Here is a 26,265-nt window from a genome sequence, read left to right as displayed (position 1 = left end):
TATGTCTTCCCCATTAGTCACTCTGCACAATGCCACCTGCGGCTATGGCGCCCGGGATATCCTCACCGACGTTGACCTTGAGATCCGCGCGGGCGAGGCCGTGGCGCTCCTAGGTTCCAACGGCGCGGGCAAATCTACCCTGCTCAAGGCAATCACTGGCCTGGCTGCCTTGCGCGGCATGGCCACCATCGACGCCTCGCTCGGATACGTCCCGCAGTACCAAGACTCCGACCTGAGCTTTCCCGTCACGGCTTACAAGGTCGTGGAAATGGGCCTTTTGCCCTCAGTGAGCTGGTGGCACAGGTGCACGAGCATGCGTAGCTACCGCGACTGCGTACTCAATGCCCTGCGACAAGTGGGGATGGAGCACCTCGCCGAGACGCGGTTTGGCCAGCTCTCGGGTGGGCAACGCCAGCGCGTGCTCATCGCGCGCGCGTTGGTTTCGGCCCCGGAGCTGGTGCTTCTCGACGAACCCTTCAACGGGCTTGATCAAGAAAGTCGCCGAATCCTGATTCAGATCATTGCGGATCTCAAGGAAGCAGGAATCGCCCTGCTCGTCTCCACTCACGACCCCATCTTGGCGCAGCACACCTGCGACTGGGCGGCGTTTGTGATCGACGGCAAGGTCCGCACCATGGGAACCGAGGAAGCAGTGGAAACCTATATGGAGCAAGGCGCGCGACTGTGATAGAGCAGATTCTCTTCGCCCCGTACCTGCGCAATGCTTTCCTCTTCCTGCTGTGCCTATCGATTGCGGGAGCTGCCATTAGCGTCCTCGTTAATCTCCGCCGCATGGAATTTACGGTGGAAGCCCTCGTGCACTCGGTTTTTCCGGGCATCGTGGTAGGGCTCATCGTGGGCGGCATCCCGGGCATCGTGCCGGGTGCGGCCGCGGTGGCCACGGTGACGGTGCTGGTGCTGGCTTCTCTGGGTTCTGGGCAGGGCCAGTCAGCGCAGAAGCTGGATATGGAAGCCGGAACGGCCGTGGTGCTGACCTTTATGTACGGCATCGGCGTGGTCATCAGTTTGGCCTATGGCGACAAGTCCGGGCAGCTGGAGGCCCTCATGTTTGGCCGGCTTCTCGACGTCACGCAGTCCAGGCTGGCAACCTCCGTCACGCTCTGCGTGATTGCGGCACTACTCATCCTGACAACCTGGCGCATGCAGATTCTCGTCGCTTTCGATACCACAGCGGCCCGCGCCATGGGCATCAACGTGGCGGCTTATGAGCTCATTGCGAATATCGCGGTTGGCCTAATCGTGGTGGCGGCTAGCTCGGCAGTGGGTGTGTTGCTGGTTATCGGTTTTATTGTCATTCCAGGCCTCTCGGCGCGCTTGATCGCAGGATCCCCGCGCAGCATGTGCTTCTGGGCTGCGGGTTTGTCCACGCTGGCAGTGGTGGTTGGATTTGCCATCATGCTGTCCCAAACCACGCACCAGATTTCGCCGCAGGCAATCGTCAGCTTGATGCTGGTTGCCACCGTGCCGCTAGCGGGCTTGAAGGGGGTATTTAGCTAATGGGACTGTCTCATCTTGATCCAGAGATCCTGCGGATGCCCCTCCTTGAGGCCATTGCTGTGGGATGTTTATCTGGCTTGGTTGGAACCTTGATGGTCATGGGCAAGCGCGTCTTTTTCGCCGAGAGCCTGTCGCACGGAATCTTCCCCGGCGCGGTGCTCGGTGTAGTAGTGGCCAACCTTCTGAGCTTGGATCTCTCCACGGGTTTGATGGTGGGGGCGGCACTGTTCTGCCTGCCTTTGGCCTGGCTTATGCGGTGGTTGAGTACCGTCGAGGGCATTTCTTCGACCGCTGCCGCCGGCGTGACGCTCACCTTGGGATTTTCCCTGGGCATCTTGTTGCTGCGCTGGTTCCAACCGCTACCTATCCACGTGGATAGCTTTCTCGTGGGCTCGCTGACCACTGTCAATGCGCAGGATGTCTGGTTTGTCGGCGCCCTGGTGGTGGTCAGCCTTGGCGTGCTGGTGGCATTTCGCCGGACGTTAGTCTCCTTCTACTTCGACCAGACGTCCTTCCGCGCACAAGGCGGAAAGCCCGGCCGCTATGACTTGCTTACCCTCACGCTTATCAGCGTGACCATGGTGGTGGTGATTCCCGCAGTGGGCACTATCTTGTCCCTGGCGCTGCTGGTAGCCCCGGCGGCGGCGTTGCAGCCGTGGATCAAGCGCCCGACCCAGCTCATGCTCGGTGCCGGTATCGCGGGCATTGCGCTGGCATGCGGCGGGCTCTGGCTGGCGGCCGCACTCAGTTTGTCGGCGGGCGGCTGCATCGCGGTGCTGGCGGGTGTGTTCTATTTGCTCAGCATGGGGCTGCGCGCCTTGCTCTAAACGCCCGGCGCGCCGCCTCCCGGGACGAGCGATATGCCCGGGTAACCTGATTATTCGTGACTCATATCCTCGCCCCACTCCCAGTCGATCCCCGCAATCCCGCAGGAATTTTGGATGACCTCGAGAAGGCCATCGCTGGGCAGACCACGCTCTTACCCCTTCCCGCAGCGGACCGCACGCGGACGGAATTGCTGCGCAACCACATGCGCGCGGGCGAATCGATTGCTGAGGACATTGCTTTGGTGGTGTCCACCTCGGGTTCCACGGGCACACCGAAGGGTGCGCAGCTAAGCCCGCTTAACCTGGTGGCGAGTGCGGATGCCACCCATTCTTTCCTGGGTGGCCCCGGCCAATGGCTACTGGCCATGCCCGCCCACCACATCGCGGGCATCCAGGTGCTCGTGCGTTCGTTGGTGGCGGGTGTGGAGCCACTGTGCCTCGACCTGTCCCAAGGCTTTAACATCACCGAGTTCGCCCGCGCAGCAGAAGAACTCGCCCACACCGAGGACCGCATGTACACCGCGCTCACACCGATGCAGCTGCACAAGGCACTCGATTCGCTGGACGGCATCCAAGCACTGCGCCGTTTCAACTCCATCCTGGTAGGTGGAGCAGCGCCACATCCCCAGCTATTGGAATCTGCGCGCAAGCTCGACATCACCGTGGTAACCACCTATGGCTCCTCGGAGACTGCGGGCGGTTGCGTCTACAACGGCACTCCCCTGCCCGGCACCGAGGTGCGCATCGGGGAAGATAACCGCATTTTCCTGGGCGGGCCGACCATTGCGCAGGGCTACCGCAATGTGGAATCGCGCGACTTCGTCGGTGGCTGGTTCGCAACTTCCGACGCCGGGGAGCTCGACGCCCACGGTCAACTCACCGTCACTGGACGTCTGGACAGCATCATCAACTCGGGCGGGTTGAAGTTGCACCCAGAACAACTGGAACAGCTCTTGTTGCAGGTACCGGGCGTCGACAGTGTATGCGTGGTGGGCATCCCTGATCCACGTCTTGGCCAGATGATCGCCGCAGCTTACACCGGCTGGGCCTCGCGCACCGACATCCTCGAAGCGCTCGATGACCTGCCTCGGTGGCAGATTCCGCGCGAGATTATCCGCATTGCTGAGATGCCGCTGACCGGCCCCGGCAAGGTGGACCGTCGTGGTGTCGCAGGGCTCTTTAAGAACTGATTAGACTTCGTTAGCGCGCACCGTCACGTCGGCGGCCGCGACTTCCGCAAGAGAGAACTCCTCGTCCCCTGCGTGCAGGTTGAGCAGGCCCGCAACGCGGGAATCGACTACGACCTCGACGCCCAGGCCGACGCCATGGCTGTCGAGGTAGCGCAACAGCTCGGTGTCTCCGTCGCATACCCGCTCGATGGTGACAGGGGTGTGAAGGGGGACGTCGTCAAGCGTGAGCGTGCCAAGGTCCTCGATGCTGCCCTGCGCGTCGGGGATGGGATCGCCGTGGGGATCGCGCTGAGGATGGCCCAGGTGCTGATCGAGTCGATCGATGAAGCGATCGGAGCATGCATGCTCGAGGAGATCGGCATCCTCGTGAACCTCGTCCCAGGTGTACCCCAGCTCTTTGACCAAGAAGGTCTCGAGGAGACGATGGCGGCGGACCATGCCCATGGACAGTGCCTGGCCCTCTGGGGTCAGCGAAACGCCAGCGTAGCGCTCATGTTCCACCAGCCCTTGGGCAACGAGACGCTTTACGGCTTCCGACGCCGTGGGCACCTTTTGGTTCAATCGCCCCGCCAGCTCCTTGAGCGCGATGGGCGCGCCGCCGGAGTGCTCGGAGAGGTCCCACAGGACTTTGAGGTAGTCCTGGGTACGTTCAGGGAGATCGCTTAAATGCATGACATTCATCGTAGTAAAGGCCTTGCCCCGCGAGCGATTCACATGATAACTTTAAGAAAGTTCAACGCATTGAACTTTTGTCACGGGTGTGGCCCACAGCCGTCCTTTCTTGGGTACGTACGACGCGCTTCCGCCATACCCGTGGCTTTTATATATCCGCCGTGTGCGTCCCTTGTGCACAGCATGCCCGCGGTGGCGTGGCACAATAACTGACATGTCACTTTCTGCCTATCCCGCAACTGCCAAAGACTGGCTCCAAGGCGCACGCCCGCACACGTGGGCTAATGCCTTCGCCCCAGTCATCGCTGGTACTGGTGCCGCAGCGGCTGCCGACGGCGCGCACTTCGGCCGCGCGCTTCTCGCCCTCGTGGTGGCGTGGGCGCTCATCATCGGTGTCAATTACGCCAACGATTACTCGGATGGCATCCGCGGCACCGACGACGACCGCACCGGTCCGCAGCGCCTCACCGGCGGCGGCCTGGCCCGCCCGCAGCAGGTGAAACTCGCGGCCTTCGCCGCCTTCGCCGTGGCCGGACTCGCCGGCATCGCGCTGTCTTTTGCGGCGCACGCCTGGTGGCTCATCCTCGTCGGCGCGCTATGCATCACCGGCGCGTGGTTTTATACCGGTGGCAAGAACCCGTATGGCTATCGCGGGCTCGGCGAGGTCGCCGTCTTTATCTTCTTCGGGCTCGTCGCTGTGCTCGGCACCGAATTCACCCAGGCCGGCCGCCTGTCGTGGTCGGGCCTCGCGCTGGCCGTGGGCATCGGCGCGATGAGCTCCGGGGTGAACCTAGTCAATAATATCCGCGATATTCCCTCCGACGCCGAAACCGGCAAGATTACGCTCGCCGTACGCCTCGGCAACGAGAAGGCGCGCCTGCTCTTTACGGTGCTACTCCTACTGCCATTCCTGCTGACCATTGGCATTGCCTTCAGCAGCTGGCTCGCACTCGCCGGCTTGGTCTACTTTCCCTTCGCGCTGCGCGCCATTCGCACCGTCAATCGCGGCGCTCAAGGACCAAAGCTTATCCCCGTGCTCGGCCTGACCGGCCGCGCGATGCTCCTGTGGGCGATTATCGAGGCCGCCGCACTCATCCTCGTCTAGTCCTGCGCGGCGCGCCCTTCTAGCTCCGCCTGTACCCAGCGTTTGTGGGCCTTGCGCTGGGCGGAGTACTCGGCCAGCGTTTGGGTGGCCTCGATGCGCCACTTTTTAAAGATGAGCATCGATAGCGGCAGCGCCACGAAGAGCGCCAACAGCGCCGAGACGAGCACCGGGATGGGAAAGCGGATGGCGATGGACAAAAGCTCGATCACCACGGTCAAAGCGATAAAAAGCACTACGCGGGCGAGCCCATACTTCCACAGCGCCGCACGGGAACGGCGTCGCAGTTCTGGGTCCGGCTTGGGTGGCTCAGGGTTATGCGTCATGGGGGTTGATTGTACGCGGTGCAGGTAGAATTCCACGCATGGGCCGAATCATCCTCCTTTTACTCTTTGTCCTCGCCGCCTACTTGGTGTGGAAGGCCTTCGGGCCCTCCACATGGAAAAAGCGCGAGGTGGAACAACCCCGCGCCATCAAGGGACCCGACGATGATGAAGAATTCCTCTGGAACTTGGAAAAGGAGCGCTTCAAGCAACGCCGCGCACAGGAGGCAGAGGAAGAAAAACGCCGCCAGCGCCGCAATCGCGACACCGACGGCGAGAAGGATTAGGATTCCTTCGGCACGAAGCGCATCTCCAAGCCGAGGGCCTCGGCCACGGCGGTAACCTTTTCCCACCGCACGCCCGCGCCCCCATGCTCAATGGTGTGGAGGGTGGAGCGGGAGATACCGGCGGCGTCGGCAAGCTGCTGCTGCAAAATGCCCAACTCGCGGCGGCGCTCGGCAAATTGCGCGCCCAGGCCTAAAATCACCGCATTATCACCAGCCGGCTTGCCCGGCTTATGGCGCGGGCTCGTATGCTCCGCCATTTAATTCAGCCCCGCATAGGAGTGCAGGCCGGAGACAACCATGTTGATAAAGAAGAGGTTGAAGACCATCAGCGCCATCGCCATGACATTGATCCACGGCGCCGCCTTGCGGAACGCCGGCGTTGCACGCGCGTGCAGGCAGGCGGCATACAGGATCCAGGTGGCAAAGGACACGGTTTCCTTCGGGTCCCAGCCCCAGAAGCGGCCCCAAGCGGACTCAGCCCAGATGGCACCCAGGATAATGCCCAAGCCCAAGGTCGGCAGGGTGATTACGGCCAGACGGTAGGCCAGCTGGTCAATCTTCGCGGCAGAAGGCAATGGGCGGGCTACAGCACCGAAAAAGCCATGCTCGGCATGCTTCGGCTGTGCCATACGGAATAGGGTCAGCAGCGAGACAATGCCGGAAATAATACCAATGGACGCGCCCAAGGACACCACGGTGACGTGGATGGGCAGCCAGTGCGACTGCAGCGCCGGCACCACTGGGGCAGACTCGGCATAGAGCTTGGTGGAGCCATAAAACATCAGCGCCAATACCGGGGTGAGCAGCCATGGCCACACGGTGCGCCACTCCTTACGCTGCATGGCAATATTGCCCACCAGCAGCACACCGAAGCTCACCATCAGCACGTACTCGTATAGGTTGCCAAAGGGGAAACGGCCGGTAGCCAGGCCACGCAGCACAATCGCCGCGGCGTGGAGCGCAATGCCTACCCACATCAGCGAGCTGGTCATACCGCCGAGCTTATCGGCCTTGCGCTCCTTCTCCTTCAGCTCACCTTCCGTGATACCGGAAGAGGACTGGGCCACCTCGCCCGCATAGCTCTGCTTATCGACGCCCCCAGCGCCCGCCCCCACCAAGACCTTCGCGGCCTGGGACTTCACGGCACGGCGGCCCTCGATAATTCCCTGCATGCGGCCGTAGTAGAACAGCGACATAAAGAGCGCGACGCAGTACACCACAAAGGCGGTCTGCACCGCGATATCCGAGAAATTAGACAGATTCTGATCGATCTGCATGAACGCTCCTAGCCAATACACGTGCGGGATAGTGCTGATTACCTTACTCAGCGAAACGGCCTAGTCCAACTTTTGTTGGACTAGGCTGACGTACTAATCATCGGTATAAAGCTCGTCTTCTTCGACCTCATCTGGGTCCGGCAGCTCCAGCAGCGCGCGGTGCAACTCGTGGAATTCCTCGGACCAACCGGCGCGGTCGGTGCGGGCGAGACCGCCCATTTCCACATCGGTGCCGCCGGCCGCGTTCGGCCGCAGGCGGATATAGACGCGGCGGCGCTTAATCACCAGCGAACCCACCAAGGAGATGAGCATTACCAGCGCGGAGACCAGCACCCACTTCTGGAAGGGGTCATAAGAGACCTGGTAATTGGCAAACTCGCTGGCGCCGTTGAAAGTGATCTTGGTGCCATCGTCCAGGGTGACATCCTCACCCTGGTTGAGGTTCACGCGGTCAATCTTTCGCAGCTGGCCGGAGTGCACCAGGTTTGGATCCAGCGAGAAGAAGGACTGCGGGGTGCCGGTATCCAAGCCGGCATCACCGCGGTAGATATCGATGGCCATGGCCGGATCCTGCAAACCTGGGTAGGAGGACTGCAGCAGCTTGCCGTTCTCACCGGCCCACTCGGCCGTAGGCGCGAAGAGACCCTGAATGGCGATCTGATTCTGACGACGCTCATAGAGGTCCGGGTGCATGCCGGCCGGCGGGTCAAAGCGCATCGCGCCGGAGGACAGGAAGAAGGTCGTATCATTCGGCTGGAACTGAATAGTCTGGGTGCGCTTTTCCCCATTGGGCCATTCCACGGTGACCGTCGGCGCGTAGCCATGGCCCTGCAAATAAACGCGGTTATGCGCCAGGCGCAGCGGATGGTTGACCTTGAGCTCATAATCCTTCCACTCGGAGTCATCCTTGTAGATGTCATCGCCCTCCGCGTAGGAGACGTTGGAGGTAAACATCTCGGCCTGGCCGTTCGGCAGGTACTCGGCCGCGAAGTCATGGGCGACGAGGCAGAAAGGGTGGAGCCCGGTGCCGTCGAAAAGCGGGCCGGCGCGGAAGGAGTCAAAGTTAGACGTAGAGGTATTGCAGAACTCCGTAGACTGATCCAGGGTCTGGTCGCCGCCCTGCGAGCCAGACTCAGTGACCACGATGACCTGGCCTTCGTAGTTGACCAGCTTGCCGGCGGCAACCGTGACCAAGATGGCTACCAGCGCCACGTGGAAAATGAGGTTGGCTAGCTCGCGGCCGTAGCCGCGCTCCGCGGAAAAGGTATGCACGCCGGCACGGTCCTTCTCCGGGGAATACTCGGCCACGCGCCACCTCTTCAGGCGCTTCTTAATTTCCGCGGATAGTTCCTCCTCGCTCTTTTCCGAGTGCCCCTCGGCCGCCAGCGGCAGCTTGTGGAGGTACTTCGGGGCGCGCGTTGGCGGGGTCTTCCACGCCTTATAGTGATCCCAGGAGCGCGGCAGGATGCAGCCAACCAGGGAAATCGCCAAGAGGACGAAGATGGCTTGGAACCAGACGGAGGAAAAGACGTCGAAAAGCTGCAGCTTGTCGTAGATCTTCGCCACGTTGCCATTGGACTCAATAAAGTCCTGCACGTTCTGCTCGTTGAGATCGCGCTGCGGCAGCAAAGAACCGGGAATCGCGGCCAGCGCCAGCAAGAAAAGCAGCGCTAGCGCGGTGCGCATACTGGTCAGCCAATGCCAGGCTTTGCGGAAATATTTCACGTCTCTCCTAAATAAGGGTTGCGCCGTAGTTGCCGGTCCACTGGCGGATGAGGCTAATAAATTCGCCCCATAGGCCGGTTACCAGGGCCAGGCCGACGAGGATCATGGCCACGCCGCCGATTATTTGGATGGTATGCGAGTGTTTGCGGGCCCACGAAATCGTGCGCATCGCCCGCGCGGAGCCCAGCGCCACCAGAAGGAACGGTAGGCCCAGGCCCAGGCAATAAAAGATGATGAGCAGCACGCCACGCGCGGCCGTCATGCCCTCGGTGCCGGCCGATACAGAAATGATGGCGGCCAGCGTTGGGCCCAAGCACGGCGTCCAGCCCAGCGCGAATATCCCGCCCAGCAGCGGCGCGCCCAGCCAGGTGGTCCAGCGCTTCGGTGCCATGCGGGTGTCTTTCTGCAGCGCTGGAATCGCGCCTAGGAAGACCACACCCATCAGGATGGTCACGCCGCCGCCGACCCGCATGAGCATTTCTTCGTTGAGCCTTAGCGCGGAAATCGCGCCGAATACCGAGACCGTCGCTAGGAGGAATACCACGGTGAAGCCGAGGATGAACAAGGCCGCGGCCAGCACAACAGCCCATTGCCTGCGCTTGCCGACGCCCACCCCCAGCTCCCCATCGAAGGTAACCTCACCGCCCACCACGCCGGCCAGGTAGGAAATATAGCCGGGAACCAGCGGGATCACACACGGACTGGCGAAGCTCACCAGCCCCGCCACGGCGGCCGCGAGGAGACCCAAAATAAGTGGGCCGGAGGTCACGGCCTCGGCAAAGGAGTTGCCGAAGCTCGCTGCGTTGTCCATTTATTCCTTTTCTAGCTTGTCTACTACATCCATCACGTCTTTAGCGGTGATGGACCGCAAAAAGACCGTAGCCGGGCGGTGCTGTTTATCCAAGACGATGGTGGTGGGCACCACGGAAGTCGGCACGCCGCCTAGGGCCGCAGCCGTCTTAAACGGCGGATCATAGATGGAGGGATACTTCAGCCCATTGTCTTCGAGGAAGTCATTAGACACCTGCGGGTTATAGTCGCGCACATTAATGCCCAGGACGGTGCCAATCTTGCGCTTTTGCAGCTCGGAGTGGACCTCTTGGAGGTCATCGGCCTCGGAACGGCAGGGCGCGCACCACTGGCCCCAGGAGTTAAGCACGACGATTTCGCCGTCATAGTCTTCCAAGGAGATGGTCTTATCCGTATCGCGCACATCCTCGCCGGAGAACGTGCGCAGCGGCTTGCGCTCGGATTCCTCGTAATTGATGACCTTCTCGCCGCCGGGGGTGATGAATTCGAAGTTACCGCCGGTAGCAACCGCATTTTGGGCGTTATCGGAATCCTGCGCGCACCCAGCAAGGGTCACGGCTGCTGCCGCCAGCACCGCGCCAACTGCGCGTTTGCGTCGTAGTGCCATTAAATCTCCTGCGCCGGCGAAGAGTAGAAAATATCGGTGACCTGGTTGTCTTCAAAAAGCAGGGAGGTTACCGAGGCCAAGTCGCATTCGCGGTTCCACGGCGCGTGCGGCAAGCGCTGGCCGAGCACGGTGCGCTGCACCATCACGATGGGCAGCTGGTGGCTGACCAAAATCGCCTCGTGGCCGGCGGCGGCGGTACGGGCGCGCTCGATGGAGCCCAGCATGCGCTCGGCAATCTGCTCATAAGGCTCGCCCCACGATGGCTCCAGCGGATTGACCAGCAGCGGCCAACGGCGCGGATTCCACAGTGCGGAGCGCAGACCCTTGGTGCGCAGGCCCTCGAAGCGATTGCCGGATTCAATGAGCGTCTTATCGACTTCCACGTCCAGTCCCGTTACCTCCGCAATCGGCCGCGCTGTCTCTTGGGCGCGCTGCAGTGGCGAGGCTGCCAGGTAGGTCACATCATGGTCGCGAAAGGACTCCGCGGTCCGCGCCGCCATGGAATGCCCGCGCGAGGATAGGTGATAGCCCGGGATGCGACCGTAGAGGATCTTCTCCGGGTTGTGGACCTCGCCGTGGCGTACGAGGTGAACGATGGTGCGTGTCATGTCTCTCCTTAGTTTGCGGGACGCGCAGCGGCCGCAGCTTGGGCGGCGGGCTTGAGGGCCGCCTCGATGAGTTCAAAGTCGGCGTCGTTCAGTGCATCCGAGACAAACCAGGTCTCGAATGGGCTCGGCGCGACATAGATGCCGTTATCCAGCAGAGCGTGGAAGAACGGGGTGAAGCGGAAGGTCTCGGCCGCCTGCATATCGGCGAAGTTGCGACCCTCGCCCTCGGCAAAACGGATGGAGAACATCGAGGAGGCGCGCTGAATGTGGTGCGCTACGCCCTCGGCCGACAGCGCATCAGAAATCATGCCGGTCAGGCGGTCCGCATTGGCCTGCAGGCGCTCATAGAGCGATTCATCGGCCAGCTCCAAAGACTTCAGGCCCGAAGCCATTGCCACCGGGTTACCAGAGAGCGTGCCCGCCTGGTAGACCGGACCTTCCGGCGCGAGGTAGTCCATGACCTCGGCGCGGCCGCCAAAGGCAGCGGCCGGCAAGCCACCGGAGACGACCTTGCCAAAGGTCACCAGGTCCGCCGCCACGCCGTCGACGCCGTACCAACCCTTATAGGAGGTGCGGAAACCGGTCATGACCTCATCGAGGATGAGGAGGGCGCCGTCTTCATGGGCGACGTCGGCAAGCGCGGCGTTGAAGCCCTCATCTGGTGCCACGGTGCCCATATTGCCGGCCGAGGCCTCCGCGATAATGCAAGCAATCTCGCCCGGGTGCTGCGCAAATGCCTCGCGCACGGCCTCGATATCGTTATAAGGAACGACGATGGTATCGGCCGCTGTCGCGCCCGTAACACCCGGGGAATCCGGCAGCGCAAAGGTCGCCACGCCGGAGCCGGCCGAGGCCAACAGCGCATCCACATGGCCGTGGTAGCAGCCCTCGAACTTCAGCACCTTGGTGCGGCCGGTGTAGCCGCGGGCTAGGCGCACCGCAGACATGGTGGCCTCGGTGCCGGAGTTAACCATGCGCACCTTATCGGCCGCGGTGCGCGCGACGATGGCCTCGGCGAGCAAAGTCTCACCCTCGGTGGGCGAGCCGAAGCTCAAGCCACCCGCAGCGGCCTGCTGCACGGCCTCCACAATCTCTGGGTGGGCATTGCCGTGAATCATCGGGCCATAGGAGCTGACCAGGTCAACGTACTCGTTGCCGTCGGCATCCCACAGGCGCGAACCCGCGCCGCGCTCAATGACGCGGGCCTGGCCACCCACGGAGCCGAACGCGCGCACCGGCGAGTTCACCCCGCCCGGAATCACCTTGGAGGAACGCTCAAACCACTGTTGCGACTGGGAAGTATTAGGCATGTCTGACATTCTAGCGATTCGCGCGCTATACAAAAGTTGGACTGCGCGATTCACAGTCAGCCGCTAAACTTCGGGGCGTTGCACTTTTCAATTCGGGGGGATTTTCAATGCAGCGCACTGTCATTTTCGCCATCCTGGCCGCTTTCTGCCTCGCCGGTTGTGCCCGGCCCGCGCCCGAACGGCCGCTGCCTACCTCGGTAGGTGCCGCCCCGCTTGCCGACGCCCCCTCCTGGCAGCCCCTCCCCACCCTCTCACCCCTCGCGACCTGCCGCAGGAAGACACGGCGCCTCCTTCGCCGCCGGCCGCGGAACCTTCGCCGTCAACCGCGGCGCCCGCGCCTGCGCCTAAGCCTGCGCCGGCCCCTCGCCCAGAACCGGGCCTGGCGCCCGCACCGCGACCGGCAGCGCCACGCCCTCCCGCGCGGGATAAGAGCGGACTGCCGAACCTCAACATTCCGCCGCATGAGGTCCGCGGGCGCATCGAGGACGCGGTGCCTGATATGCCGGCAGTGCCCGCCGTGCCTGCGCCCGCCCCACCGCCTGCGCCGCCGCTGCCTCCCGCGCCGCGGATTCCGGGTCTCTAACTCACCGCTTTCAGCCCCACGATGCCGCCGATGATCATGGAGAGGAAAACACCTTCCACACCGTGGCGACCTCGTGCCCGGCCGCGAAGGAATAGATAACCGCCCCGACGTGCCAACACCCGCCCACACCGCATAGGCCGTGCCTACCGGGATGCTGCGCATCGCCCACGCCAGCCCGCCCATGGAAATCGCGCAGGCCACGAGGAAAACAAGCGAGGGCCACAAACGCGTAAAACCTGCGGATTTATCCAATGCCGCCGCCCACACGGCCTCGAATGCGCCGGAGAAAATCAAGATGAACCACGCCATAACTGCTTCCTGGCCGTCTTGTCGCGTTGCCGGGTACGGCTCCCCCGTCCGGGGCTCGCGCAAGACGCGGCGAACCTGCACCCAATGATGGCACACTGGGAAACCATGAGGATTGCATTTCTTGGAACTGGCCGCATGGGAACCGAACTAGCCCGCCGCCTGCTCAATGAGCAAGACGGCATCGAATTGACCGTCTGGAACCGCACCGCCGAGCGTGCCCAGCCGCTGGTGGAGGAAGGCGCCGAGCTTGCCGCCTCGCCCACCGAGGCCCTAGTGAACGCCGAGGTCATCATCACCTCGCTCTTCGGGCCTGACGATGTCCGCGAGGTCGTCGTCGAGCCGCAGCTCATCCCCGCCGGCGTGACCTGGATCGATACCACCACCGTCTCGCCCAACGATGCCCGCGAATTCGCCGCCGCCGTGGAAACCTACGTCCACGCCCCGGTCGTCGGCACGCTCGGCCCGGCCCGCGAGGGCAAGCTCGGCGTCTATGTGGGCACGCCTGACGACGCCCGCCGCGAGCAAGCCATGTCCCTCGCCGAGTCCTGGGCGGGAGAAGACAAGCTCATCGGGGTGGAGGCGGCGGCCACGGCGGCCATCGGAAAGCTGCTGGCGAACCTCGCGCTCGCCGTCACCGCCGAGGGCCTGCTCGAAGCCCTGCAACTCGGCGAGTCCGAGGGCTTGGACTCCGAGGTGGTGCTGCAGATGCTCGACATCACCGGCTTGTCTTTCATCGCGAATATGAAAGCTCCGTTTATCACCGGCGAGCGCAATACCGACCCGGGCGATTTCACCGTCGACGCCCTGGCTAAGGACGCGAAGCTCATGGAGATGACCTCCACCAAGCCGCTGCCCGCCCTGACTGCCGCCATCGGCCGCTTCGAGGAAATGCAGGCGATGGGCCACGGCAATCAGGACTTCTCCTCCATCTTCGTCTTCCGCAATAAGGGCTAGTTATCCACAGGCCCGCAGCGAGTGCGGGCCGAAATTCGCCCTTCCGGCCCTAGTTATCCACAGATTCGCGCGCTCGCCCTCGCACGGATTGCGCGCGGTGGCTTAGGCTGCGGGGCATGACAGCTCTTCAGACCTATCTCGCGGCCTTGGCGCCCGGCATCGATATCGTTGCCGGGTGCGCTGGCATGTCTGAAGACCAGCTGTGCGCCGCCGGCGCGCCCAATAAAACGGCCCGCACCTTGCTCACGCTTGCCGACGCCCTCTTTGCCCCCACCTCCTTTAGCCGCCTCCAACGCCAGGCGGTTAACGCCGCGCGCGAGCGCGCCCACCCGCTGCCCACGCTGGAGGTAATCGAGCGCTACGCCGCCCGCGCCAAGACTAAGCGCGACGCCTGGCGCCTGCGCGTGGAGTTGTGTCGCACCGCCGCCGATACCGAGGAAATGGAAAAGCTCGCGCGCAAAAAGCTGCGCGAGCTCAATCCCCCGGCCCCTCCGCGCCCCGGCGTGCGCATCCGCCGGCGCAAGGACGCGCCATGGACTCTCGCGATTACCGGGCCTTCCTCGCTCATCGCGGACTTGGAATCCAGCCTGGACGAGGACGCGCCTCTCGATTCCGTTGCGGAGCTCTTCTCCCCTTCCGGCGCCGCCCCAGCCACCCGTCCAACCATTACGACGAATGCAATTATCACGCTCGACGAACTCGACCGCATCATCGATGGCGACGGCGAGGAAATCACCATCCGGCTCACCAACGGTGCCCGCCTCACCGGCGCGGAACTTGTCTCGCGCACGCTGGCAGAGCGCGGGCTTATCACCCTCGTCCATCCCTACGAAGGTGCGGTCAACCTCTACCGGACGGAACGCATGGCCAGCGAAAAGCAGCGGCTCATGGCTGCCGCCGAAAACCCTGTGTGCCCGTGGCCCGCGTGCAACTACCCGGCGGATAAATGCCAGGTGCATCACCTGCAAGCGTGGCGACACGGCGGCGAGACCAACATGTCAAACCTCGCCACCTGCTGCCCGTACCACAATGGTGTCAATGACGATGACCCGAATGCCCCGTCTGTCCGCGGGCGACTCGTTCGCCGCCGAGGTCGCGTGGTGTGGCAACCGCCATGGGCCGATACCGCCGCATCGCCGTCCAGCCCGAACGAGCCAGTGCAACCGACCCCGCCGGATCCACCGCACTAGCACTCATGCCGCTAGGCAGCAGGATGCCCTGCTGCCACTTTGGCATGCCCGCACCACGCCACAGCGTATGACCCGGAATGCACGAATCGTGCGGCACCGCTAGCCGACGATGCGCGCGGCGGCGGCGCGGGCATCCGCAATGACGTTGGGCACTCCAACGCCGCCGGCCCAGGCGCCGGTGACATCGACTCCCGGCGTCGCCGCGAGGGTACCGCGTGCGCTGGCCACAGTTTCGAGGTGCCCGGCGTCGTAGCGCGGCAGGCCGCCGAACCAACGCTGGGTGAAGATCTCCGCGACACCCGCGGCGCGGCCGTCGAAGCCGGTGAGTCGCTGGAGGTCATCGAGGGCATAGTCGACGAGGTCGTCTTCTTCGGCGCGGACGATGGCGTCGTCGCCAAAGCGGCCGAAGGAGGCACGTACGAGGGCACCGCCACGCTCAGCCAAGTGCGGCCACTTGCGGGAGGAAAGTGTAAAGGCCTTGGCGTGCACATCGTCTTGGTCGGTGGCCACGAGAATGCCGGAATTCTGCGGCAAAGCGTTTCCCGAAGGGTCTGTATCGGACTCGAATTTCAACCCCACGACGGCCGACGCTGCCAACTTCACTCCCTTCAGCCGTCCCGCCGCCTGCGGGGCGACCTTGCTAAGAAGGCGCGCCGCGGTCGGAGCCGGGGTAGCTACCAGCACGCGATCAAACGGCGCCGCATCGGCCGGTGCTCCGGCCAGGCGGAATTGCTCGCCCTCGCGAGTGATGCCGGAGATAAAAGTATCGAGGTAGATCTTGGCGCGGGATTGCTCGGCCAGTGCCTCATAAAGCTGCGCGTAGCCGCCGCGGAAAGTCTGGAAGACGGGGCCGCCGCTGCGGGGCGCGGCCGCGCGAGCCTCCTCCAGCGTGCGGACCGCGGCCGAGAGAGTCACTGGGCCGCGCTCGGACAGCGCGTCGAGGGTCTCCGCCAGCGCCGGGATGGTCGCGCGCAAACCCAGATCATCGGCCGAACAGGAGTACACGCCGCCGAGGAGGGCGGAGATAACGTGGTCGACGAGGTCGTCGCCAAACTGCTGGCGCACCAGCTTGCCTGCGGAAACGTCGCTGCCCGCCGTCCACTCGAAGGGCTCCTCATTGTCGATGCGGCGCGCGGTCTCGGCCGAGACCAAATGCGCGACCGGCTCCGAGTGCGAAGGAATGCCCATCATTCCGCCGCGCGGCAACGGCTTGAGCTCGCCGGAGTACACCAGCGAGTGCAGACCGGAGGGCTCGACCAAGCTATCGCCGAGACCGAGGGATTCGATAAATTCCACGGCATCGCGCCGGCGGGCGAGGAAGGCCTCGGCGCCCATGTCGGTCGGGCCGTCGTTAAACGGCACAGAGTACAGCTTGCCACCGATCCGGCCGGCGGCCTCGAAAACCTCGACGTCGTGGTCGCGCAGCTCGTAAGCGGCCGTCAAGCCCGCCAGGCCGGCACCGATAATCGCAATACGCATTTAGCCCTCCTCGTGGATGATGGAAACGGCGCGGGTGATTGCTTCCGCGTCAGTAGTTGGCAGGACCCCGTGGCCGAGGTTCCAGATGTGGCCGTCAATATCGCCGCGCTCGCGCGCCCGATCGACCTCGCCGCGGATGGTGCGTACGGCCTGGCGCACGGCGTCGTCGCCGGCAAAAAGCATGGCCGGGTCAAGGTTGCCCTGCAGCACGCGGGCGCTCACGCGCTCGGCCGCGGCATCCATGGGCACGCGATAGTCGACGCCCATGACCTCCGACCCCGCCTCCGACATTGCTGGCAAGAGCTCGCCGGTGCCGACGCCGAAGTGGATGCGCGGAATATCTACGCCGGCCAGGATTTCTCGCGAATACGGCAAAACGAATTCGCGGTAGTCGCGCTCGTTGAGGTAGCCCGCCCAGGAATCGAAAAGCTGCATGGCGTCGATGCCGGCGTCGACCTGCACCTGCAGGAAGCGGGTGATGGTAGGCACCAGGCGGCGCATGAGCAGATGCCAGGTCTCCGGCTCGGCGTGCATGAGGGCCTTGGTGCGCTCGTGGTTCTTAGACGGCCCGCCCTCAATGAGGTAGCTAGCCAGCGTGAACGGCGCACCAACGAAGCCGATAAGCGCTTGGGTTTCGGTGAGCTCGGCCAGGATGCGGGCAATGCCTTCAGTAACCTCGGGGACGTCGGCCTCTAGCAGCGGCAGCTTGCCGACGTCCTCCCTACTCCGCACCGCCTGCTCCATCACCGGCCCACGGCCCGGCACGATATCGACCTTGACTCCGGCGGCTTTGAGCGGGACCACGATATCGGAAAATAAAATGGCAGCATCAACGTCGTGGCGGCGCACCGGCTGCAGGGTAATTTCTGCTAGCAGTTCTGGCATGAAGCAGGAATCGAGCATGCTAATCCCCTCGCGGGCGGCGCGGTATTCCGGCAGCGAACGGCCAGCCTGGCGCATGAACCAAACTGGGGGTCGGGAGGGGGTGCGGCCGAGGGCGGCGTCGATAAGCGGGGCACGATTAAGTCGAGACATGCCCCAATTATGAATCAAAAGTTGGAGTGGGGGCTAATTAGCCACGCAAGCTGCGGTCCTTAATAAAGCGGTTGGACTGCGGCTGGAAAAGCAGCGCGAGGGCAATGATCAAGGAAATGGGGATAATCAGCAGGCTAAGCCCGCCAATGCCAAGCGCCAGGGCGGCGATATTATTAAAGAGCGCGATGGCGATGACAATGGTGATGATGCGGCGCGCCCACTTGGACCCGCTGGCCAGCTGCGCGGCAAAGAGCGCCAGCACGACGGCGCCGACGGTATTGGTCACCGCAACAAATAGGCGATTGGAGTGGAGATACTCCGCGACCTGCGCGTTCTGGGGTTCTACCTGCGGTCCGCCCGAGCCGAAGATGCCCACCAGACCGCTGACCAACATGAGCACGGCGCTGACGACGAGCACCCAATAGGCCCAGCGCAGCGGCCGTGGCCAGGCGTCGAGGTTCTGGCTGGCGGAGGTATTTCTGGCCGCGCGGTTATAGTCCCGGGGGCCGGGCCGCTCGGTATTGCTCATCGCTTGTCCTCCCGGTCAGTGCGCTTGCTGCGCTGTTCATCCTTGGCACGCTTGCGTTCTTGCTCGGCGCGCTTCTTCTCGCGCTGCGCTTGTTCGAGTTCCTTTTCCAGCTCGCGCATCTGCTCGAGCTCGCCGGTGTAATCCAAGGTATCGACCCGCACGGAGAAAATCAGGCCGAGCACCGCCGCGACGCCGACCAGGATCTGCACCATGCCATCGGCGGCAAAGAGCCAATCGGGCACATCAGCGCCGGCCGGGGTAACCATGAAGGTCAGCAGGATGCGGAAGCCAAAATACAGCGAGAAAGCGAACCACACGCGCCGCGAGGTACCGGCCCGCTTGCCGCGACGCGCCAAGGACCGCAGCAGGAAGGCCAGCAGCACGATAATCGCCAAGGAAATGGCCGCCGAAAGGGCGACGGAGGCGTAGGCGGCGGTGCGGAGGAAGGCGTCGGAAAGCTGGGCTTCATCGACGCCGGCCGGTGCGGACTTGGCCATCTCCTTGGCCTGCGACATGAGTACGTCGTGGTTGAGCAGCGTCAGCACCACGTTGAGCACCTGGTGCACGGCCTCGCCGCACAGCGCGCCCATCCACAGCCACAGCATGTACGCCACGGATTCCGGGCGTTGCGTGCGCGGCGAGCGCGGAGCAGGGGCGGACGACGGGGGCGTAACAGTCACAGGGATCCTTTACTTGAGCAGGCGGGCGGCTTCGGTAGCGAAGTAGGTGAGAATCTGGTCGGCACCGGCGCGCTTGAACGCGGTCAGGGACTCGAGCATGATGGCCTCGCCGTCAATCCACCCATTGGCGGCCGCGGCCTTGACCATCGCGTACTCGCCGGAGACCTGGTAGACCGCAACCGGCACGGGAGAAGTCTCCGCCACGGCCGAAAGCACATCCAAGTAAGGCAGGCCGGGCTTGACCATGACGAAGTCCGCGCCTTCTTCGATGTCGAGCTCGGCCTCGAGCAGGGATTCGCGGAAATTGCGCGGATCCTGCTGGTAGGTGCGGCGGTCGCCCTCGAGGGAGGAACCGACGGCGTCGCGGAACGGTCCGAAGAAGGCGGAGGCGTACTTGGCGGAATAGGCCATGATGGCCACATCCTCGTGGCCGGCCTCGTCGAGGTCGGCACGGATGGCGGCCACCTGGCCGTCCATCATGCCGGACGGGGAGACGATGTGGGCACCGGCGCGGGCCTGGGAGCGGGCCATGTCTTGGTAGAGCTTGACGGATTCGTCGTTAAGCACGCGGCCCTTGTCATCCAGCACGCCGCAGTGGCCGTGGGAGGTGAACTCGTCGAGGCAGGTATCGGCCATCACGATGAGGTCATCGCCGAATTCCTCGCGCAGGCAGGAAATGCCGCGGTTCAAAATGCCCTGCGGGTCCCACGCGACGGAGCCGGTATCATCCTTGTCCTCCTCGAGCGGAACGCCGAAAAGATCGACGCAGGTCACGCCGGCTTCTAGCGCCTCTTCGGTCGCGCGGCGCAGGGAATCAAAAGTGTGCTGGTAAACGCCCGGCATGGAGGGAATCTCGCGCGGGGCGTCGAGACCGTCCACGATGAACATGGGCAAAATCAGGTCCGAGGGGCGGACCTGGGTTTCGGCCACAAGGTTGCGCATCGCGGGGGTGGTGCGCAGGCGGCGTGGGCGGCGGGCTGGGAAGGTGCTCATTGGGTACTCCTTAGAGCGAGACTAAAACTTATGCCTTGTCGACCTTAGTAGCCTTCTTGCGCGAGCGGCGCTTCTTCCTCGGCGCGGGAAGGTTTCCGGCGGCGCGGAGGGCGGCGACGTGGTCTGCGAGGGCGTCGACAAGCGCGGGTACGTCCGCGACCTCGGGCACGACATCAACGCGCAAGCCCATCTCTTCCGCGGCCGCTCTTGCCGACGGCCCGATACACGCAATGATCGTCCGCTGGTGCGGTTTGCCCGCAATGCCCACCAGGTTGCGCACGGTGGAACCAGAGGTGAAGGCGACGGCGTCGAAGCCGCCGGTCTTGATCATGTCGCGGATCTCGGCCGAAGGCGGGGCGGCGCGGACGGTGCGGTAGGCCACGACGTCATCGACTTCCCAGTCGAGGGCCTTGAGCCCATCCACGAGGGTATCGGCCGCGATATCGGCGCGCGGGAGCAGGACGCGGCCGACGGCGTCGATATCTTCCACGAAGTTGGGGAAGACATCGAGCAGGCCCTCGGCGTTCTGCTTTTTCTTGTGCGGTAAAAGCTCCGGAACCATGCCCTTGGCGCGGATGGCGGCCGCCGTCTTGGTGCCCACGGCCGCGAGGTGAACGCCGGCGAAATCGCGGGCGTCGAGGCCGAGCTGGGCTATCTTATCCCACACCGCGCTCACTGCGTTGACGGAGGTAAAGACGATCCACTTATAGCGACCCTCAACGATTCCCTTAATGGCGCGGTCCATCTGTGCCGGATTGCGCGGCGGCTCGATGGAGATGGTGGGCACGTTTTGGGGAATGGCTCCGTAGCCGGCCAGGCGCGCGGACATCGGGCCAGCCTGCTCCTTAGTGCGCGGCACGAGCACGCGCCAGCCGTAGAGGGGACGGTTTTCCCACCAGGAGTATTTGGTGCGGTCGTCGATGCTGCGGCCGAGGGTGACCACGAGCGGGCCGACAAGGTCAGCGTCGAGCTTGCCCATGGTGCCCAGAGTGGTCTCGTAGGTGCGCTGCAGGCGGGTGGTGCCGTGCACGGTGACAAAAGCCTCGGTCTCGGCCGGCATGCCGCGTTGTTGTAGCTCTTCGGAGATGACCGGCAGGTCCTCCTTCGTGGCCTGCAGAACGATGGGCTGCGTGGCGTTGGCCAATGCGTCCCAATCGGCACCGTTGGTGACATCGGCCTCGGTATAAGTCGAGCCGAGTGCAATGCCAGCAAAGGACGGCACGGTCGACGGCAGGGACATGCCCGGCACGACCTGGAATTCCAGGCCTGCGGAGGCCACGGCATTGATTTCGGCCTTGATGGACTCGCGGTGCAGCGGGTTGCCGGTCACTAGGCGGATGACATCTTCGCCGTCGGCCTCAACCAAGCACTCACGCAGCTGGCCGACGATATCCTCTCCCGGTTCATACAACACCGCGGCCGTTGGCGGCGCGGGGCGGGGCGGCTTGCGGCGCGCGCCCTTAGCCTTGGCATCGGCGCACATTTGGGCGTATTCGGCCTCGGCGGCATCGAGAAGCTCTTGCGGTACGGGCAGGGCGGCTGCGACGGCATCGCGCACCCCCTGCATGACCTCTGGATCGGTCACGGCGATGGCACTATTTGCCAGAACCTCGCGGGCGCGGACGGTCAGCAGGTCGGGATTACCTGGACCAGCGCCCACAAAGACGATCTTGCCCAATTGGGTGTCTGGCGCGGCATTGCTCATAAAGTTCTTTTCTAAATTCGGGCGCGCGGCACCGCGCACGGACATGATCGCATGCGGTGTGGTTCCCCGCGCCGGCGGTGGGTGACACGGTCATAACGGCCAAAATCCCAGGCCTTAAGTCCTGGGATGCCCTTAAAGGGGGCCGGATCATTGCGGGACAATGATTTGTGGTATCTACACCTTAAATTATTAGCGCCTAAAGGCGAAATTACTTGCCCAGCAGCTCGGCCGCACCACCGGCGAAAAGCTCGTCGGAAACGCGCGCGCCGAGCTCGGCGGCTTCGGCCGCAGGCCCGGAGGCGGTGGCAGTAAGCTGACGCGAACCATCGAGCGCAAAGACGCCACCGCGCACGGTGAGCTGGTCGCCGTCCCAGCGCGAGGTGGCGGCCACCGGCGCGGTACAGCCGGCCTCAAGGCGGGCCAGCACAGCGCGCTCACCGGCCGCGGCGGCCGAGGCGCGGTCATCGACGATGGCATCGAGGGCCGCGGCAGCCTCGGTTCCGGCCACAGCCTCGATGGCGAGGGCGCCCTGGGCCGGCGCCGGCATGAAGACGGAGGGCTCGAAGATTTCGGTGGCGCGGTCCGCGTAGCCGCCGCGCAGCAGGCCGGCATAGGCCAGCAAGACGGCGTCGAGCTCGCCGTCGGTGACCTTGGACATGCGGGTATCGATATTGCCGCGCAGCGGGCGAATCTCCAGGTCGGGGCGGATGGCGGCCAGCTGGGAGATGCGGCGCGGGGCGGAGGTACCCACGCGCGCGCCCTGCGGCAGCTGCGCCAGGCTCAGGCCATCGCGGGCGACGAGCGCCTCGCGGGAATCCTGGCGCTGCGGCACCACGAGGCGGAAGCGATCATCGGGCGCGGTGGGCAGGTCCTTAAAAGAGTGGACGGCGATATCGCACTCGCCGGCATAGAGGGCCTCGCGCAGCGCTTGGGTAAATACGCCGACGCCGATACGCTCGACCGGTGCCATATTGACGTCGCCGGCGGTGGTGACGATGTGGAGCTGGGAGTCAAAGCCGGCGTCGATAAGCCAATCGCGGACGTGGCCCGCCTGGGTGGTGGCAAGCTTGGAGCCGCGGGTACCAATCTGAAACATTTAGGCCTCCTTAGTCATGGTGGGCAATTCATTAACGGCCACGGACACTCCGGAGCCTTCCAGTTGCAGGCCAAAAAGTTCCTGCAGGGCATTCTCGCTGCTGACACTGCTTTCCGACGCCGCCAGTTTCTTCGCCCGCACCGTTGGTTCATGCAGCAGCTTATCGGCCACGCGCTTGAGGGCGCGCTGGACGTCCTCAAGTTGCTTGCCCGAGATTTCGGGGTGCTTATGTTGCAGGCGTGCGGCCTCGCATTCCACGAGGTCGGCCGCGCGGCGGTGCAGGGCGCTCACGGCCGGGACGACATCGCGTACGCGCTGCGCAGAGGTATAGGCTGCCAGCTCTTCGTCGACGATGCGCCGGGCCTGCGCGTGCGGGCTAGTGCCGGCCGCGACGTCGGTATCGGCGGCCGAGAGCGACTTGCTCAGGCGCTCGATATTGACCAGATCCACGCCCTCGGCCGCAGCGGCGGCATCGTCGATATCGCGCGGCAGGGAGAGATCGATGAGCATGAGCTCGCGGCCGGCGGGAATGTCGGTGGCCTCGATGGTGAAATTATCGGCGCCGGTGGCGGAGATGGCCAGGTCGACGTCGGAAAGCGCGGCGGCACGTTGGGAAAAGTCCACGACGCGGGCGGCAACGCCCGCCTCCTCGGCGTGGCTGGCCAGGCGCTCGGCGCGCTCACGGGTGCGGTTGGCCAGCACCAGCTCCTTGACCCCCAGCCGGCCGGCGTGGGTGGCGGCGAGCGATGCCATAGCGCCCGCGCCGAGGACCAACGCGGTCTTGCCGGCCAAGTCCTCAGCGTCTAGGCGCTGCAGGGCTTGGTCGAAAGCGAAGGACACCATGGAGGAGCCTGCCTCATCGATGTCGGTCTCGGAGTGCACGCGCTTGCCCGCCCGTAGCGCCGACTGCGCCAGCGCGTGGATGCGCGGTCCGGCCGTGCCCTGCTCGGAGGCGGCCTGGTAGGCGCTGCGCACCTGGCCGATGATCTGCTGCTCTCCTACCACCATGGAATCCAGCCCGGAGGTCACCGACATCAGGTGCTCGGCCGCGGCGTCGGCATAGCGCACGTAGAGGTAGCTGCGCAGCTCCTCCTCGCTCACGTCCGATACCTGGGTGAGCACGCGCACGACTTCCTGCACGCCGGCATGGAAGGAGTTAGTAACGGTGTAGACCTCCATGCGGTTGCAGGTGGAGATGATCATCGCCTCTGAAAGTGAGTCGGCCGCCACCAGTTTCCCGCAGGCGGAATCCTGGACCGCACTATCCATGCTCAGCTTCTCCAGCAGCGCCACTGGCGCCGACTGGTGGGACATGCCCACGACGAGCACGCTCATGCACAACACTCCTCAACCATTTGATTGATTTTAACCCACCAAAAGAGTACCCGTCGGTGGCAGGGATCCCGAATTATCTGCTTAGCTCGGCCGCGAGCTCGGCATTGTCTACTTCCCAGCAGGCGAACTCTTCGCCGTCGATAACCACGACGGGTACGCGATCACCGAACTCCATGGCCAGCTCCGCATCCTCATCCACGTTACGCACGGCAAGCTCCGCACCTGCCTGCGTGACAACGGGGGTAATCTGCTCCCTCACGCGCGCACAAGAACCGCAGGTGGTGCGCACCATGAGCTCGACGAGATACTGAGACATATTCTCCTCACAGGGACGGCGGCGGTCGAAACCATTACTATGGACACGTTAGTCCACCCCGCGTTTGCGAAAGCTGTTTGTCTGACTCGTGTCCGCTACCACTCCCCCAGGGTTCCCCGAAACTCCCCGCGAATTCTTGGCCAACTGGACCGCCTCGCGCGGCAATCTGCGTAATTTTTTAGAAAACCAGGCGCTCGCCCCGCTGGACGAGGAATCCCAGCGCACCGCCGGCGAAGCCGCGGCCGCGGCGGCATTGGAAGAATTCGGGCTGGATCTAGAGGATTTTGCCTCCGGTGTGGATTCGGTAACCGGCTCTTATGACGCGGCGGGCGCGCAGCGTATTACCGCCCAGGACCCAGACGTACCGGTAGATGTGGGCGCGGCGGCGTTTTTCGACGTCGACAATACCCTCATCCAAGGCTCCTCCCTCGTGGAATTCGCCTTCGGGTTGGCCCGCAAGCGCTACTTCCGACTATCGGAAATCGTGCCGATTGCATGGAAACAGCTTAAGTTCCGCGTTTCCGGCAGCGAAAATGCCAGGGACGTCGCCGCCGGCCGTGCGCAGGCGCTGGAGTTTGTCAAAGGCCGCAGCGTCGACGAGCTGGTCGAGCTATGTGAGGAGATCGTGGACGCCTCGCTCGCACGCCGCGCGTACCCCGGCACCACCCAATTAGCAGAAATGCACTTAGCCGCCGGCCAGCAGGTGTGGTTGGTCACGGCCACCCCGGTGCAGCTAGCGCAGGTGCTCGCGCGGCGATTCGGGTTTACGGGAGCGCTCGGCACCGTCGCGGAGGTCAAGGATGGCAAGTTCACCGGCCGGCTGGTCGGCGATATCCTGCACGGCCCCGGCAAAAAGCACGCCGTAGCCGCGCTCGCGACCATCGAGGGCTTGGACCTTTCGCGCTGCACCGCGTATTCGGATTCCGCCAACGACGTGCCCATGCTGTCCATGGTCGGTACCGCCGTGGCCATTAATCCAGACCGTAAGCTGCGCACCATCGCCAGCGAGCGCGGCTGGCTGGTGCGCGACTATCGATCCGTGCGCCGCGCTATCCGCACCTATGGCCTGCCGGCCCTGGCCACCGCTGCCTTTTCCTATGGCGGCTGGCGCTACTACCGTCGCTAAGCTACTGCTTGCGGTAGCGGTCGGCGCTGGGAAGGGACTGTAGCAACATGCAAAAACCCTCCGCACAAAGGCGGAGGGTAAGAAGCGAGCTGGGTTTACTTGCCCAGCTTACGGCGCTGCACGCGGGTGCGGCGCAGCATCTTGCGGTGCTTCTTCTTGGACATGCGCTTGCGGCGCTTCTTAATGACGGAACCCATAGAGTCCTCACTTTCAAATAGTACGTACTGTCAAACTTGTCAGCGCTAAAACGGCGAAGGTGCACTCTTGCCGCCGTGGCCACACGGACCGCGGGCCACATCAGCGAGCCGACACGAATGCACACCATCTTACCCAGCCCCCAGCCCGTGACCAAAAAGGGCCCAGGAGAAAGAACAGCGCCCACCACCGCTGACCACGATGGCCAGCAGAGGTGGGCGCTGTCTAGTGCGGCGCGAGCCTAGGCTCCGTAGACGGATGCCTCCAAGTACTCGTTGACGGCGGACTCGTGGACGCGGAAAGAGCGTCCAACGCGAACAGCCGGCATTTCGCCTGCGTGAACCAAACGGTAGACGGTCATCTTGGAGACGCGCATAATCTCGGCGACCTCCGCGATCGTCAGAAAGGTTCCCTTATCTTCATTTGCCATATATATCTAACCCTTCAGCTCGGTGCGCGCTGTAGGCTTCCCCTCCCACAGGAC

General features: G+C 63.9%; 29 protein-coding genes, 1 pseudogene and 1 riboswitch. Of the genes and pseudogenes, 9 read left to right on the top strand and 21 right to left on the bottom strand.

Features of this window, described 5'->3' with window-relative positions:
* Position 1: 1 nt before the first annotated feature.
* The 4 genes from ACP8J1_RS01540 to menE are packed head-to-tail and all read left to right on the top strand — an operon-like array spanning position 2 to position 3,535.
* Positions 2–688 carry a metal ABC transporter ATP-binding protein gene (locus ACP8J1_RS01540; RefSeq protein WP_023020501.1) on the top strand — a complete coding sequence of 229 codons (687 nt, stop codon included), beginning with the start codon at positions 2–4 and terminating at the stop codon, positions 686–688.
* Positions 685–1,518, top strand: a complete 834-nt coding sequence (locus ACP8J1_RS01535) for a metal ABC transporter permease (RefSeq protein ID WP_023020500.1) — start codon at positions 685–687, stop codon at positions 1,516–1,518. The genes ACP8J1_RS01540 and ACP8J1_RS01535 overlap by 4 nt, the downstream gene beginning before the upstream one ends.
* Positions 1,518–2,345 carry a metal ABC transporter permease gene (locus ACP8J1_RS01530; protein ID WP_023020499.1) on the top strand — a complete coding sequence of 276 codons (828 nt, stop codon included), beginning with the start codon at positions 1,518–1,520 and terminating at the stop codon, positions 2,343–2,345. Before ACP8J1_RS01535 ends, ACP8J1_RS01530 begins: the two co-directional genes overlap by 1 nt.
* 56 nt (positions 2,346–2,401) lie before the next feature.
* Complete coding sequence (gene menE / locus ACP8J1_RS01525; RefSeq protein ID WP_005322961.1) at positions 2,402–3,535, top strand: o-succinylbenzoate--CoA ligase; 1,134 nt, start codon at positions 2,402–2,404, stop codon at positions 3,533–3,535.
* On the opposite strand, the gene ACP8J1_RS01520 is transcribed toward menE, so the two are convergent.
* Positions 3,536–4,207: a metal-dependent transcriptional regulator gene (locus ACP8J1_RS01520; protein ID WP_034656208.1), complete on the bottom strand. Its 672-nt coding sequence runs from the start codon at positions 4,205–4,207 to the stop codon at positions 3,536–3,538. It abuts the gene before it with no gap.
* Positions 4,208–4,421: 214 nt separating this feature from the next.
* Between ACP8J1_RS01520 and ACP8J1_RS01515 the strand changes: the two genes are divergently transcribed.
* Positions 4,422–5,312, top strand: a complete 891-nt coding sequence (locus tag ACP8J1_RS01515) for a 1,4-dihydroxy-2-naphthoate polyprenyltransferase (RefSeq protein ID WP_023020498.1) — start codon at positions 4,422–4,424, stop codon at positions 5,310–5,312.
* Here ACP8J1_RS01515 and ACP8J1_RS01510 read toward each other — a convergent pair.
* Positions 5,309–5,635, bottom strand: coding sequence for a DUF4229 domain-containing protein (locus ACP8J1_RS01510; protein ID WP_084279006.1), 327 nt, complete (start codon positions 5,633–5,635; stop codon positions 5,309–5,311). The genes ACP8J1_RS01515 and ACP8J1_RS01510 overlap by 4 nt on opposite strands.
* 38 nt (positions 5,636–5,673) lie before the next feature.
* On the opposite strand from ACP8J1_RS01510, the gene ACP8J1_RS01505 reads away from it, so the two are divergent.
* Positions 5,674–5,919 carry a hypothetical protein gene (locus ACP8J1_RS01505; protein WP_005322966.1) on the top strand — a complete coding sequence of 82 codons (246 nt, stop codon included), beginning with the start codon at positions 5,674–5,676 and terminating at the stop codon, positions 5,917–5,919.
* On the opposite strand, the gene ACP8J1_RS01500 is transcribed toward ACP8J1_RS01505, so the two are convergent.
* The 8 genes and pseudogenes from ACP8J1_RS01500 to ACP8J1_RS01465 all read right to left on the bottom strand — a co-directional run bounded on the left by ACP8J1_RS01500 (position 5,916) and on the right by ACP8J1_RS01465 (position 13,148).
* A complete protein-coding gene (locus ACP8J1_RS01500; RefSeq protein ID WP_023020496.1) occupies positions 5,916–6,176 on the bottom strand; it encodes a helix-turn-helix domain-containing protein in 261 nt (86 codons plus the stop codon). The genes ACP8J1_RS01505 and ACP8J1_RS01500 overlap by 4 nt on opposite strands.
* On the bottom strand, positions 6,177–7,196 hold the full coding sequence (gene ccsB, locus ACP8J1_RS01495) for a c-type cytochrome biogenesis protein CcsB (protein WP_302518585.1): 1,020 nt from the start codon (positions 7,194–7,196) through the stop codon (positions 6,177–6,179). It lies immediately after the preceding gene.
* Positions 7,197–7,289: 93 nt separating this feature from the next.
* Positions 7,290–8,921, bottom strand: a complete 1,632-nt coding sequence (locus ACP8J1_RS01490) for a cytochrome c biogenesis protein ResB (RefSeq protein ID WP_023020494.1) — start codon at positions 8,919–8,921, stop codon at positions 7,290–7,292.
* 7 nt (positions 8,922–8,928) lie between these two features.
* The gene (locus tag ACP8J1_RS01485) at positions 8,929–9,732 is read right to left on the bottom strand and encodes a cytochrome c biogenesis CcdA family protein (protein ID WP_023020493.1); all 804 of its coding nucleotides are present in this window, start codon (positions 9,730–9,732) and stop codon (positions 8,929–8,931) included.
* Positions 9,733–10,338, bottom strand: a complete 606-nt coding sequence (locus tag ACP8J1_RS01480) for a TlpA disulfide reductase family protein (RefSeq protein WP_023020492.1) — start codon at positions 10,336–10,338, stop codon at positions 9,733–9,735.
* Positions 10,338–10,946, bottom strand: a complete 609-nt coding sequence (locus tag ACP8J1_RS01475) for a histidine phosphatase family protein (RefSeq protein ID WP_023020491.1) — start codon at positions 10,944–10,946, stop codon at positions 10,338–10,340. Before ACP8J1_RS01475 ends, ACP8J1_RS01480 begins: the two co-directional genes overlap by 1 nt.
* A gap of 8 nt (positions 10,947–10,954) precedes the next feature.
* Positions 10,955–12,256 (bottom strand): glutamate-1-semialdehyde 2,1-aminomutase, encoded by a 1,302-nt coding sequence (gene hemL / locus ACP8J1_RS01470; RefSeq protein ID WP_023020490.1) that lies wholly within the window; start codon positions 12,254–12,256, stop codon positions 10,955–10,957.
* Positions 12,257–12,835: 579 nt separating this feature from the next.
* Positions 12,836–13,148, bottom strand: a pseudogene (locus ACP8J1_RS01465) (DMT family transporter).
* A gap of 8 nt (positions 13,149–13,156) precedes the next feature.
* Positions 13,157–13,222, bottom strand: a riboswitch (guanidine-III (ykkC-III) riboswitch).
* Between the two features lie 31 nt (positions 13,223–13,253).
* Here ACP8J1_RS01465 and ACP8J1_RS01460 point away from each other — a divergent pair.
* Entirely contained in the window at positions 13,254–14,102 is an 849-nt protein-coding gene (locus ACP8J1_RS01460; protein ID WP_034655712.1) for an NAD(P)-dependent oxidoreductase, read from the top strand.
* 116 nt (positions 14,103–14,218) lie between these two features.
* Complete coding sequence (locus ACP8J1_RS01455) at positions 14,219–15,292, top strand: HNH endonuclease signature motif containing protein (protein ID WP_023020486.1); 1,074 nt, start codon at positions 14,219–14,221, stop codon at positions 15,290–15,292.
* Between the two features lie 99 nt (positions 15,293–15,391).
* Here the strand turns inward: ACP8J1_RS01455 and ACP8J1_RS01450 are convergent, their stop codons facing one another.
* The 9 genes from ACP8J1_RS01450 to ACP8J1_RS01410 form a co-directional block, all read right to left on the bottom strand.
* Complete coding sequence (locus ACP8J1_RS01450) at positions 15,392–16,771, bottom strand: protoporphyrinogen oxidase (protein ID WP_023020485.1); 1,380 nt, start codon at positions 16,769–16,771, stop codon at positions 15,392–15,394.
* The gene (gene hemE, locus ACP8J1_RS01445) at positions 16,772–17,806 is read right to left on the bottom strand and encodes a uroporphyrinogen decarboxylase (RefSeq protein WP_023020484.1); all 1,035 of its coding nucleotides are present in this window, start codon (positions 17,804–17,806) and stop codon (positions 16,772–16,774) included.
* Between the two features lie 37 nt (positions 17,807–17,843).
* Positions 17,844–18,335, bottom strand: a complete 492-nt coding sequence (locus ACP8J1_RS01440; RefSeq protein ID WP_023020483.1) for a hypothetical protein — start codon at positions 18,333–18,335, stop codon at positions 17,844–17,846.
* The gene (locus ACP8J1_RS01435; protein WP_023020482.1) at positions 18,332–19,015 is read right to left on the bottom strand and encodes a CCDC34 family protein; all 684 of its coding nucleotides are present in this window, start codon (positions 19,013–19,015) and stop codon (positions 18,332–18,334) included. Before ACP8J1_RS01435 ends, ACP8J1_RS01440 begins: the two co-directional genes overlap by 4 nt.
* A 9-nt stretch (positions 19,016–19,024) precedes the next feature.
* The gene (gene hemB / locus ACP8J1_RS01430) at positions 19,025–20,008 is read right to left on the bottom strand and encodes a porphobilinogen synthase (RefSeq protein ID WP_023020481.1); all 984 of its coding nucleotides are present in this window, start codon (positions 20,006–20,008) and stop codon (positions 19,025–19,027) included.
* A 28-nt stretch (positions 20,009–20,036) separates the two neighbouring features.
* On the bottom strand, positions 20,037–21,713 hold the full coding sequence (locus tag ACP8J1_RS01425) for a bifunctional uroporphyrinogen-III C-methyltransferase/uroporphyrinogen-III synthase (RefSeq protein ID WP_232212573.1): 1,677 nt from the start codon (positions 21,711–21,713) through the stop codon (positions 20,037–20,039).
* A gap of 208 nt (positions 21,714–21,921) precedes the next feature.
* On the bottom strand, positions 21,922–22,809 hold the full coding sequence (hemC, locus tag ACP8J1_RS01420; RefSeq protein ID WP_023020479.1) for a hydroxymethylbilane synthase: 888 nt from the start codon (positions 22,807–22,809) through the stop codon (positions 21,922–21,924).
* The gene (locus tag ACP8J1_RS01415; RefSeq protein ID WP_023020478.1) at positions 22,810–24,144 is read right to left on the bottom strand and encodes a glutamyl-tRNA reductase; all 1,335 of its coding nucleotides are present in this window, start codon (positions 24,142–24,144) and stop codon (positions 22,810–22,812) included.
* A 73-nt stretch (positions 24,145–24,217) separates the two neighbouring features.
* The gene (locus ACP8J1_RS01410; RefSeq protein WP_023020477.1) at positions 24,218–24,460 is read right to left on the bottom strand and encodes a glutaredoxin family protein; all 243 of its coding nucleotides are present in this window, start codon (positions 24,458–24,460) and stop codon (positions 24,218–24,220) included.
* 88 nt (positions 24,461–24,548) lie between these two features.
* Here ACP8J1_RS01410 and ACP8J1_RS01405 point away from each other — a divergent pair, with 88 nt between their 5' ends.
* The gene (locus ACP8J1_RS01405; protein ID WP_023020476.1) at positions 24,549–25,586 is read left to right on the top strand and encodes an HAD family hydrolase; all 1,038 of its coding nucleotides are present in this window, start codon (positions 24,549–24,551) and stop codon (positions 25,584–25,586) included.
* A gap of 95 nt (positions 25,587–25,681) precedes the next feature.
* Here ACP8J1_RS01405 and ACP8J1_RS01400 read toward each other — a convergent pair whose 3' ends face one another.
* On the bottom strand, positions 25,682–25,783 hold the full coding sequence (locus ACP8J1_RS01400) for a 30S ribosomal protein bS22 (RefSeq protein WP_003855542.1): 102 nt from the start codon (positions 25,781–25,783) through the stop codon (positions 25,682–25,684).
* A gap of 239 nt (positions 25,784–26,022) precedes the next feature.
* Positions 26,023–26,211, bottom strand: coding sequence for a helix-turn-helix domain-containing protein (locus tag ACP8J1_RS01395; protein ID WP_005527601.1), 189 nt, complete (start codon positions 26,209–26,211; stop codon positions 26,023–26,025).
* Positions 26,212–26,265 lie beyond the last annotated feature (54 nt).

This window comes from Corynebacterium sp. LaCa_205, from assembly GCF_057458085.1.
The sequence above is the reverse complement of the archived record's forward strand: the minus strand, read 5'-3'. Positions and strand labels throughout refer to the sequence as shown.